Here is a 9,496-nt window from a genome sequence, read left to right as displayed (position 1 = left end):
TCTAGCGAGTCCCGCACGCCGATGCAAGGGCATCGCGCCCACATGGACGGCGACGTAGCGTCGCACGCATGTTGCCCGCAGACATCCCCCAGACCGACCACCTCCTCGAACTCGTGGAGATGCGTGGCGTCCCGAGCATCACGATCACGCTTGCGTCGTCGCCGATCCCGGCCGACCACGAGAGGATCCGCATCCAGCTGCGCGATCTCATCGACGACGCAGACCGGCAGGCCAAGGATGCCCGTATCGACCGACCCTCGCGAGAAGCGGCGGTCGCGCGACTGCGCTTCGTCCTCGACGACGAAGACTTCTGGATGCATCAGTCTCGCTCGCTCGTGCTTCTCGCGTCACCCCAACGACTCGACGCCTTCCGGCTGGCCAACCGGCTCAGCGCACGAGCGACGGTATCCGACAGGTTCGACACCGGATCGCTGCTTCGCGCCGTGACATTCCCCCGACGCGCATTCATCGTGCAGATCTCCCGCGGCGGCGCGCGCCTGACCGAGTTCGGCGCCGACCATGGCCTCACCGAGCACGACCTGTCGCTGCCGAGCGATCATCGGCTGATCCTCGAGGAGGCGGACAACGGCGGCCAGGCCGACTTCCCGCGGCCGCAAGGATCCACAGGGGACCGCTTGGAGCGAGAGCGGTACTGCCGCGTTGTGCAGGATGAGGTCGCGCGAATCGTCCCCCGGGGAGTCCCCGTCATCCTCAGCGCGACGACAGACCTCGCACCCGCCTACCGCACCGTCAACACCCATCCCACGCTGCTTGAGGCGGGGATCGACGCGCACCCGGAATCGCTCGACGACGCGGCTCTCGAGCAGAGAGCCCGTCGCATCGTCGACGACCACGAAGACAGCCTGCTGGCGGCGTGGCGCGAGCGCTTCGGCACGCTTCAGGCCCAAGGCCTTGCCGCGGACACCCTCGACGACGTCGCCGTCGCAGCGGCCAATGCCGCCGTCGAGGAGCTGCTGTTCGACATGGACTCGGACGCCGAGGGGACGATCGACGATCGGGGGCGCATCGCGCGAGCCGACGCGGCAGGACCCGAATCGACCGTTCTCGTCGACGAGCTCGCTGCGCGCGTGCTGCGTACGGGCGGAACCGTCCGGGCCGCCCGTCACGACGACATGATCCAAGGGTCACCGGTTGCCGCGACCCTGCGATTCCCGCTCGAGCAGATGGCGACCTGAGCTCGACGGCGCCGTGTGAGGATGTGGGCATGGCACGCACGCCGACATCGTCACTGAGCCCCGCCGACCAGGAACGGCGGCGAGGCCTGCGCCTCATGAAGTCCGTTGCGCTCGGGGCCCTGCTCGTCATGGCGGCGCTGTTCCTGGTCGGGTTCATCGGCCAGCAGCAGGTGCCCGCGCTGGCCTACCTGCGCGCCGCCGCCGAGGGCGGGATGGTCGGTGCGCTCGCTGACTGGTTCGCCGTGACGGCGCTGTTTCGGCATCCGATGGGGATCCCCATCCCTCACACCGCGATCATCCCGCGACGCAAAGACGAGATCGGGCGAAGCCTCGGAGAGTTCGTGGAGACGAACTTCCTCGCGACCGACGTCGTGCGTACGAAGCTCGAATCCCTGTCGATCGCCGCCCGCTTGGGAACCTGGTTGAGCGATCCGGCTCACGCGTCTCGGATCGGATCCGAAGCGGCGGCGATGGGATCGGGCGTTCTGCGCGCCCTCAGCGACGACGATGCGCAGGAGGTGATCACCGCCCTCGCGCGGGAGCATCTCATCGTGCCGGAATGGTCACCGGCGATCGGTGAATGGCTCGGCCGCATCGTCGAGGCAGACGCGCACCGCACGGCCGTCGACCTCGCCGCGGAGAACATCGACGAGTGGCTCGCCCACAACCGCGACGCGTTCACCGGCCTCGTGTCGGGGCGGCTCCCCTCCTGGGTGCCGAGCATCGCGGCGCGCCTCGTGGACGAGACTGTCTACTCGGAAGCGGTCACGTTCGTCCGGGCGGTGCGCACGAACCCGGAGCATCCTGCCCGTGCAGCGATCAGCGACTACCTCGCCCGCCTGTCCGAGAGCATGCAGCACGACCCGCAGACAATCGGTCGGTTCGAGGACGCCAAGCTCGCCGTGTTCGACAGCCCGCGCGTGCGAGAGCTCGCGACGCACGCGTGGAGCACCGCGAAGACGGGCCTGCTGGACGCGCTCGCCGACCCCGAGAGCGGCCTGCGCACTCAGATCGACGCGACGCTGCGCGATATCGGGGAACGCCTCGCGAGAGAGCCGGAGCTGCAGCGCCGCGTGGACACCTGGGTGACCGATGCCGCCGTCTTCCTCGTCGACCGCTACCGTCACGACATCGCCTCGCTCATCACCGACACCGTGGAGCGGTGGGACCCGGCCGAGACCACCGAGAAGATCGAGCTCATGGTCGGGCGTGACCTGCAGTACATCCGTCTCAACGGCACCATCGTCGGCGCGCTCGCGGGACTTGTGATCTACACGGTCGCACACGCCGTGTTCGGCTGAGGCGCGTGCGTCAGACGACGCTGATCACCGTTCCACCGGTCAGATCGACCAGCTGCGGAAAGGTCAACGGGAACACCGTGTGCGGCGTGCCCCCGGCCGCCCAGATCTCGGGAAAGGCGGCGAGGTCCTCGTCGATGATCGTCACGAGGGGGGCGGGGTGCCCCGTGGGCGCGACGCCGCCGATGGCCTGGCCGGTCGCCTGGCGCACCTGCTCGGGTGTCGCGCGGGTGATGGATGTTCGACCGAGCCGCGCCGCCAGCGCCGCGGTGTCGACCCGGTGGGCGCCGCTGGTCATCACCAGCAGCGGCTCGCCGTCCGACCAGAACACCAGACTGTTCGCGATGGCGCCGACCTCGATCCCCAGCGCCTGGGCAGCCAGCGCCGCGGTGGAGGCGGCATCCGGGAGCACGACGATCTCTCCCGGGATGCCCGCTGCGCGGATGGCATCGTGGACGAGACGGCTGCGGGCGGGAAGATGCTCGGTCACTGTCCGAGCCTACGGCGAAGACCCGGTAGCGTCGCAACGTGGACAATCGCCGCGCCGACCACAGTGCCACCACCCACAGCGCCACCGACCACAGTGCCACCGACCACACCGGCGCGCCTGTCCCCGTGGTGATGTGCACGTGGCGGCGTCCTGAGTACTTCTCGCAGACGCTGCGACTGCTCGAGAAGCAGCACGATGTGCGGATCGAACTCCACGTCTGGAACAACAACCCGGCGATCCGCGACGCGCTCGAAGCCGATGCCCGCCAGAGCAGCATCGCCGTGACGTTCCGCCACTCCGAGCAGAACATCGGCGGGTACGGCAGGTTCTTCCTGGCGAGAGAGCTCGCGGCGCGGCATCCGTATGTCGTCTTCATCGACGACGACCAGCTGTTCGGGCCCTCAACGATCGCGACCCTGGTCTCGGAGGCCCGGCCGCGCAGCGCCAGCGGATGGTGGGCCTATCGTTTTCCGCTGCCGCCGAGCTACTGGCTGCGCGTTCCGGCGCTCCGGGGTCGTCGCGCGCAGTACCTGGGCACGTGCGGCATGATCATCGACACCTCGATCTTCGAGGATCCTCGCGTGTTCGAGTGCCCCGAGAGGTTCTGGTTCGTCGAGGATCTGTGGCTCAGTTACGTGGCGGACCACCTGCACCGCTGGCGCCTGACCCGCTCGCGCGCCCGGTTCTGGTTCATCCCCGACACGAAGAACCAGTTCGCGGGGCTCGTGTCGGACAAGGGAGAGTTCTTGCGCTACCTCACCGAGCAGGGGTGGCTGCGTCGCCGTCGTCGAGGCGGGACGACTCGGCCGCTATCCTGAGCGGATGAGTTTCTTCGGCGGCGGATCGGGCGATGACAAGAACAAGATCACGCCCGCGCGCATCACGATCTGGATCGTGGTCGCCGGCGTCGGGGTGTATCTCGTGGTGTCGGGGCTGATCGGCATCCTCTCCGGCGGGAGCTGAGCCACGGACGGATGCCGCGCCCGCCGTGGGTCCGCGCGTGCGTAGGCTGGGCCCGTGGACGTGTGGCTCGCGGCCCTGAGCGGCCTCATCGGCGGCGGGGCGCTGTTCCTCGGCGCCGGCGTCGCGTGGTTCGTGACGGTGCCGCGGCTCGTGGTCACAGCGATCATGGCGTTCGGCGCAGGAGTGCTGATCTCGACCCTCGCGTTCGAGCTCGTCGCGGAAGCCGCCGAGGGCGGCGGTGTCGTGCCGACCGCGGGCGGTTTCCTCGCGGGCGCCGTGATCTACATCGCCGCCGATTGGCTGGTGTCCCGTCCGAAAACCGTGCCCGACGCCGCGCGCAATATCGCCAAACGCCGTGGGAAGGGCACGGCTGCCCTCTCGGGCGGCGGGGCGGCGATCGCAGTCGGCTCCGTGATCGACGGCATACCGGAATCGGTCGTCATGGGACTCTCGGTGCTGCAGACGGGGGGCATCAGCATCCCGATCGTCGCCGCGATCGCGATCAGCAACATTCCCGAGGGACTGTCATCCACTGCCGCCTTCAAGCAGGACGGGAACCGCGGCCGCACGGTCGCGCTGCTGTGGGGAGGCATCACCGCGGCATCCGTCATCGCCGCCGTCGTCGGCTACCTTGCGCTCCAGGCCGCCCCACCGGAACTCGTCGCCGTCATCACCAGCATCGCCGCGGGCGCGCTGCTGGCCATGGTCGCCAACACCATGATCCCGGAGGCGTTCGAGCGTCTCCACCTGCTGACCGGACTCTGGACGACCCTCGGCTTCCTGCTCGCCTTCGTCATGCACGAACTCGGGTGATGTGGAGGCTCGCGCCTGTCAGCCCTTGCCGCCGGGCGGACCGATGAGCAGCAGCGCCACGTAGAGCACGACCACAGCTGCCGCGATGAGGATGCCGAGAACCCACGGCCGACGGAGGAACCACCGCAGCGCCCGGTCGTACCAGGCCTGGTCCCGCGGATCATCGGTCTGCTCCAGGCGCCACTGACCGACAAGCGAGCCGCGCCGGTGAAGCCAGATCTCGGTCGGAATGGTCGCGTAGGGCACGATCGCGCTGACGAGCGCCACCGCGGTCGGCCACGCGCGCCATCTGTTGTTCAGGGCCACGAGGATCGCGGTGGCGCCGTACGAGAGGAACACGAAGCCGTGGATGCCGCCGCCGATCGTGACGGCGAGCGCGAGCTCGGGGTCAACGGCGCGCACGATGAGCGCCCCGATGAGCAGGGTCCACGAGATCGCCTCGAGGATCGCGAGGGTGCGGAAGAGGGAGAGCGGGGTTCGGAACACACCTTCAGCATATCTGAAGGCGGCGTACCCCTGGTCACCTCGAACGTTTCGCTTCGTGACGGTGCGCGTCCAAGAATGACACCGCGATGCGCTTCATGACGACGCGGTTGGGCGCGCCCCGCCCGGGCCCGCCACGATGGTGCGCATGTCCCTGACCGCACTCGATCGTTCCGCCGCCCCGGAGACCGTCACCACCGCACCGCGGGGTGGCGCCGTGGATCTCGTCGGCGTCGGCCGCACGTTTCCCGGCGTCGATGGCAGACGCGACGTGCTGCGCGGACTCACCCTGCAGTTCCGCGCTGGTGAGATGGTCGCCATCGTCGGCCCATCCGGATGCGGGAAGTCGACTCTCTTGCGTGTCATCGGCGGTCTCGACCGCCCCACCACGGGCGAGATCGCCGTCGCCAGGCACCCCGTCGTCGACACCGACGCGCGCACCGCGATCGCCTTCCAGGAGCCGCGCCTGCTGCCCTGGCGCACGATCGCGCAGAACGTGGAACTCGGCCTCCCGCGCGGCGCCGGCCGCCGGGCGGGGCGGGAGCGCGTCGCAGAGCTTCTCGAGCTCGTCGGGCTTACGGCATCCGCTGACCTGACCCCGCGGCAGGTGTCTGGCGGCATGGCCCAGCGCGCGTCGCTGGCCCGAGCCCTCGCGCGGGGACCCGAGGTCCTGCTGCTCGATGAGCCGTTCGGCGCACTCGATGCCCTCACCCGACTGCGGATGCAGGATCTGCTGCTGCAGGTCCACGCAGCAGAGCCGACCACCGTCGTCCTCGTGACCCACGACGTCGAGGAGGCACTGTTCCTCGCCGATCGCGTCTTGCTGCTGCGCACTCTCGCGCCAGGGGACGACTCCGGGTCAGTGGCCCGCATCCTCACCGCGCCCGGGCAGCGCCCTCGGGATCGCGCCAATGCTGCCTTCGCAGACCTTCGCGCCGAGCTGCTCACCGGCCTGGGCGTCGACACCCATCACGCTCCCCTCCCCTGACCCACCGACCCGCCCCTCACCACGACACCCTCAGACCTCGGAGACACTCATGCCTTCCCGCACAGCTCTCGGCATCCGTGCCACCCTCGCCCTTCTCACGACCGCTGCGATCGCCGTCGCGACCACCGGCTGCCTCGCCGGCGAGAACGCCAGCGCCGCGCCGGCAGCCGCCGGCGGCAGCGCGTGGTCCTCCGACTCGCTCACCGTCGACTTCGCGACCTACAACCCGCTGAGCCTCATCATCCGGGAGCAGGGCCTCATCGAGGAGGCGCTCGGCGACACCGTCACCGTGGAGTGGGTGCAGTCGGCAGGCTCCAACAAGGCGAACGAGTTCCTGCGGGCAGGCTCGGTGGATGTCGGTTCCACGGCGGGCTCGGCCGCGCTGCTGGCACGCGCGAACGGTTCGCCGATTCAGGTCATCGACATCTACTCGCAGCCGGAGTGGTCGGCGATCGTCGTTCCGGCGGGCAGCCCGATCGACTCCGTTCAGGACCTCGTCGGCCGCTCGATCGCCGCAACCGCCGGCACCGACCCGTACTTCTTCCTTCTCCAGGCACTCGAGGCCGAGGGCGTGTCGATCGACGACCTCGACGTGCAGAACCTGCAGCACGCCGACGGTCGCGCCGCGATGGATGCCGGGTCCGTCGACGCGTGGGCGGGCCTGGACCCGATCATGGCGGCCGCGGAGGTCGAGTCGGGCGCGCGTCTGATCTACCGCAACGTCGACTTCAACTCCTACGGGTTCCTCAACGCGACCGAACAGTTCCTCGCCGAGCACGCGGACCTCGCTCAGGTCGTCGTGGATGCTTACGAGCAGGCGCGCGCGTGGGCTCTCGAGCACCCGGAAGAGACCGCCGCACTCCTGGCTGAGGTCGCGGGAATCGACCCCGACGTCGCCGCCACTGTCATCCAGGAACGCTCGAACCTCGACGTCAGCGGCATCCCGGGAGCCGACCAGCTCGCGGTGCTCGAGAAGATCGCTCCCGTCCTTGTCGCATCCGACGCCGTCCAGGGCGGACAGGCAGCGATCGACGAGGCTCTCGCGACGATCATCAACCCCACCTTCGCCGAGAAGGCCACTCAGGACCGATGAGCGCGCTCACCAGCACTCGGGGCGACGAGCGTCTGAGTGACGCCGCCCCGGCGCCACGCACCCTGTGGGATCGCCGCGCGACCAGACTCATCGGCGGTCTCATCCTGCCCCTCGTCATCCTCGGCCTGTGGCAGGCGGTCACCGCCTCGGGGCTCGTCCCGCCCTACCGACTGCCGCCGCCGGCGACGGTCGTGGATGCGGCAGTGCAGCTCGCGCAGAGCGGTGACCTGTGGATTCACATCGCGATCTCGATCCAGCGCGTCCTGCTCGGTTTCGCGGTGGGCTCGGTCGTCGGGCTCGCGGTCGCCGCCGTCGTGGGGCTCACGCGTGCCGGCGACATCCTGCTGAGCCCGACGCTCGCGGCGTTTCGAGCCATCCCCTCACTCGCCCTCGTGCCGCTGCTGCTGCTGTGGATGGGCATCGGCGAAGACTCCAAGGTCACCCTCATCGCGATCGGCGCCTTCTTCCCCGTCTTCACCACCGTCAGTGCCGCGCTCCGGCAGGTCGATCCGCATGCCGTCGAGATGGCTCGTTCGTTCAGCCTGCGGGGGTTCGCGCTGTTGCGCACCGTGCAGCTCCCGGCCGTGGTGCCTTCGATCGTGGCGGGTCTGCGACTCGCGCTGGCCCAGGCATGGCTCTTCCTCGTCGCGGCCGAACTGCTCGCCGCCGCCATGGGACTCGGGTTCCTCCTCACCGACTCGCAGTCGACGGGTCGGGTCGACCGCATCCTGCTCGCGATCGTGCTGCTCGCGATCCTCGGCACCCTGACCAACGGACTCCTCAGTCTCGCGCAGAGACTCCTGCTACGCCGGTGGATGTAGGCGAGCACCCGCTGTGTCGAGCGGGATCTCGGCGCGTCAGCGGTCGCACTTCATCAGGTCGGTCTGCGCGAGGGGCTCTCCGGCCTCAATGACATAGGTGACCAGCAGCACGACATCGTCGGCTCCTTCGTTGACGCCGTGATGGATGTAGCCCGCACCCTCGACGATCGCGTCTCCGGTCGTGTAGATGTGCTTACCCTCGGGGTAGATCGGAGCGTAATGGGTGAGTGCGCCCCGCTCCACAACGGCGATGAGCTGACCGGCGTGACAGTGCTCACCCGTCCCCGCGCCGGGGCTGAGCGTGATGCGGCGGAACACGACCTGTGAGGCCCCGTCCACCTGGACGTCGACTCCGGAGGGGTTCTCCCCTGCGGCCAGGTCTTCGGCGGTGACCGGCGCGGGACTCGCGGATGGGCTCCGGTCAGCGGTCTGCGACGGGTCAGGCGATGTCGTACACCCGGTCACGAGCAGGCACGTGACGAGCAGGATCAGGGAGAAACTGCGGCGCACCTGCATGAGGCAAGCGTGGTATATCGCTGGGAAAGCGCGGATGCGACTCACGAGACGCGTCTGTCAAGGACGTAGAAGGCACTCACGACGCTGCCTACCCTTCACCGGGACACGCCAATCACGCGGCCATCTGCGAGGGGTCGCCGTTCGAGACAAGAGAGGTGAGGCAGATGAACGGCAACGAGAACGGGAGCGCGCCCGGGCACGAGGAGCACGGCGGGGGGAAGAAGCAGAACGAGAAGACGATGAGCGCCCAGACGTATCTGCGCTTCGCCGCCATGATCCTCACCGGGATGGTGATCATGTACGCCGTCATGTTCGCCGGCTCTTGGGAGTGGGGACACATTCAGTTCAGCCAGAGCCGAGTCTTCATGGCGCTCACGATGGGCGGCGCGATGGGCCTGGTGATGCTGGCGTGGATGCTCAACATGTACCGAAGCTGGAAAGCCAACGTCGCCGTGATCGGCGTCAGCGTACTCCTCATTGCCGGAGGGATCGTCCTCGATCGAACCCAGGCAACGGTCGACGACACCTCCTTCATGCGTGCGATGATTCCTCACCACTCGCTCGCGATCACGCGCTCTGAGCGGGCACAACTGGCCGACATCCGCGTGTGCGAGCTGGCTGTGGAGATCAGCGAAGCCCAGCGGCGGGAGATCTGGGAGATGGAGTGGCTGATCCAAGACATCGAAGCGAACGGCGTCGCCTCCACTGCGGCAGAAGCCGACGCGCGCGCCGTCCCCGAGTACACCCAGCCGGCGGCACGTACCTGCGAGGGGCAGTCCGCCACGGAATGAGCGGGGGGTGGACCCACCCGAGGGGATTTGTCACACCACCACTC

Annotated in this window: 12 protein-coding genes; 9 read left to right on the top strand and 3 right to left on the bottom strand. The window is 68.8% G+C overall.

What is annotated here, in order from left to right:
- The first annotated feature begins 68 nt into the window (after nt 1–68).
- Both AC3ENO_RS03120 and AC3ENO_RS03115 read left to right on the top strand, forming a co-directional pair.
- On the top strand, nt 69–1,196 hold the full coding sequence (locus AC3ENO_RS03120) for a baeRF11 domain-containing protein (RefSeq protein WP_434969143.1): 1,128 nt from the start codon (nt 69–71) through the stop codon (nt 1,194–1,196).
- A 29-nt stretch (nt 1,197–1,225) separates the two neighbouring features.
- Entirely contained in the window at nt 1,226–2,497 is a 1,272-nt protein-coding gene (locus AC3ENO_RS03115; protein WP_434969141.1) for a DUF445 domain-containing protein, read from the top strand.
- Between the two features lie 10 nt (nt 2,498–2,507).
- Here AC3ENO_RS03115 and AC3ENO_RS03110 read toward each other — a convergent pair whose 3' ends face one another.
- Nucleotides 2,508–2,984: a YbaK/EbsC family protein gene (locus AC3ENO_RS03110; protein ID WP_434969140.1), complete on the bottom strand. Its 477-nt coding sequence runs from the start codon at nt 2,982–2,984 to the stop codon at nt 2,508–2,510.
- 38 nt (nt 2,985–3,022) lie between these two features.
- Here AC3ENO_RS03110 and AC3ENO_RS03105 point away from each other — a divergent pair, with 38 nt between their 5' ends.
- From AC3ENO_RS03105 to AC3ENO_RS03095, 3 genes are read left to right on the top strand one after another with little or no spacing between them, the layout of a single operon-like run.
- Entirely contained in the window at nt 3,023–3,802 is a 780-nt protein-coding gene (locus AC3ENO_RS03105; RefSeq protein WP_434969139.1) for a glycosyltransferase family 2 protein, read from the top strand.
- A 4-nt stretch (nt 3,803–3,806) separates the two neighbouring features.
- The gene (locus AC3ENO_RS03100; protein WP_434969138.1) at nt 3,807–3,947 is read left to right on the top strand and encodes a hypothetical protein; all 141 of its coding nucleotides are present in this window, start codon (nt 3,807–3,809) and stop codon (nt 3,945–3,947) included.
- A 54-nt stretch (nt 3,948–4,001) separates the two neighbouring features.
- The gene (locus tag AC3ENO_RS03095) at nt 4,002–4,760 is read left to right on the top strand and encodes a ZIP family metal transporter (RefSeq protein WP_434969137.1); all 759 of its coding nucleotides are present in this window, start codon (nt 4,002–4,004) and stop codon (nt 4,758–4,760) included.
- Nucleotides 4,761–4,778: 18 nt separating this feature from the next.
- Here AC3ENO_RS03095 and AC3ENO_RS03090 read toward each other — a convergent pair whose 3' ends face one another.
- Nucleotides 4,779–5,246: a DUF3817 domain-containing protein gene (locus AC3ENO_RS03090; protein WP_434969136.1), complete on the bottom strand. Its 468-nt coding sequence runs from the start codon at nt 5,244–5,246 to the stop codon at nt 4,779–4,781.
- Nucleotides 5,247–5,391: 145 nt separating this feature from the next.
- On the opposite strand from AC3ENO_RS03090, the gene AC3ENO_RS03085 reads away from it, so the two are divergent.
- From AC3ENO_RS03085 to AC3ENO_RS03075, 3 genes are read left to right on the top strand one after another with little or no spacing between them, the layout of a single operon-like run.
- The gene (locus tag AC3ENO_RS03085) at nt 5,392–6,231 is read left to right on the top strand and encodes an ABC transporter ATP-binding protein (protein ID WP_434969135.1); all 840 of its coding nucleotides are present in this window, start codon (nt 5,392–5,394) and stop codon (nt 6,229–6,231) included.
- A 49-nt stretch (nt 6,232–6,280) separates the two neighbouring features.
- Nucleotides 6,281–7,324 carry an aliphatic sulfonate ABC transporter substrate-binding protein gene (locus AC3ENO_RS03080; protein WP_434969134.1) on the top strand — a complete coding sequence of 348 codons (1,044 nt, stop codon included), beginning with the start codon at nt 6,281–6,283 and terminating at the stop codon, nt 7,322–7,324.
- A complete protein-coding gene (locus tag AC3ENO_RS03075; RefSeq protein ID WP_434969133.1) occupies nt 7,321–8,145 on the top strand; it encodes an ABC transporter permease in 825 nt (274 codons plus the stop codon). The genes AC3ENO_RS03080 and AC3ENO_RS03075 overlap by 4 nt, the downstream gene beginning before the upstream one ends.
- Before the next feature lie 36 nt (nt 8,146–8,181).
- Here the strand turns inward: AC3ENO_RS03075 and AC3ENO_RS03070 are convergent, their stop codons facing one another.
- Complete coding sequence (locus tag AC3ENO_RS03070; RefSeq protein ID WP_434969132.1) at nt 8,182–8,661, bottom strand: cupin domain-containing protein; 480 nt, start codon at nt 8,659–8,661, stop codon at nt 8,182–8,184.
- 164 nt (nt 8,662–8,825) lie between these two features.
- Here AC3ENO_RS03070 and AC3ENO_RS03065 point away from each other — a divergent pair, with 164 nt between their 5' ends.
- Nucleotides 8,826–9,452 carry a DUF305 domain-containing protein gene (locus AC3ENO_RS03065; RefSeq protein WP_434969131.1) on the top strand — a complete coding sequence of 209 codons (627 nt, stop codon included), beginning with the start codon at nt 8,826–8,828 and terminating at the stop codon, nt 9,450–9,452.
- Nucleotides 9,453–9,496 lie beyond the last annotated feature (44 nt).

The organism is Microbacterium sp. bgisy207 (assembly GCF_057706855.1).
This window is presented reverse-complemented; position numbering and strand designations above follow the sequence as displayed.

Excerpts from the sequence above, each read along its gene's own strand:
- AC3ENO_RS03120 (WP_434969143.1), top strand. The coding sequence starts at position 69 with ATGTTGCCCGCAGACATCCCCCAGACCGACCACCTCCTCGAACTCGTG.
- AC3ENO_RS03115 (WP_434969141.1), top strand. The coding sequence starts at position 1,226 with ATGGCACGCACGCCGACATCGTCACTGAGCCCCGCCGACCAGGAACGG.
- AC3ENO_RS03100 (WP_434969138.1), top strand. The coding sequence starts at position 3,807 with ATGAGTTTCTTCGGCGGCGGATCGGGCGATGACAAGAACAAGATCACG.
- AC3ENO_RS03085 (WP_434969135.1), top strand. The coding sequence starts at position 5,392 with ATGTCCCTGACCGCACTCGATCGTTCCGCCGCCCCGGAGACCGTCACC.
- AC3ENO_RS03080 (WP_434969134.1), top strand. The coding sequence starts at position 6,281 with ATGCCTTCCCGCACAGCTCTCGGCATCCGTGCCACCCTCGCCCTTCTC.
- AC3ENO_RS03075 (WP_434969133.1), top strand. The coding sequence starts at position 7,321 with ATGAGCGCGCTCACCAGCACTCGGGGCGACGAGCGTCTGAGTGACGCC.
- AC3ENO_RS03070 (WP_434969132.1), bottom strand. The coding sequence starts at position 8,661 with ATGCAGGTGCGCCGCAGTTTCTCCCTGATCCTGCTCGTCACGTGCCTG.
- AC3ENO_RS03065 (WP_434969131.1), top strand. The coding sequence starts at position 8,826 with ATGAACGGCAACGAGAACGGGAGCGCGCCCGGGCACGAGGAGCACGGC.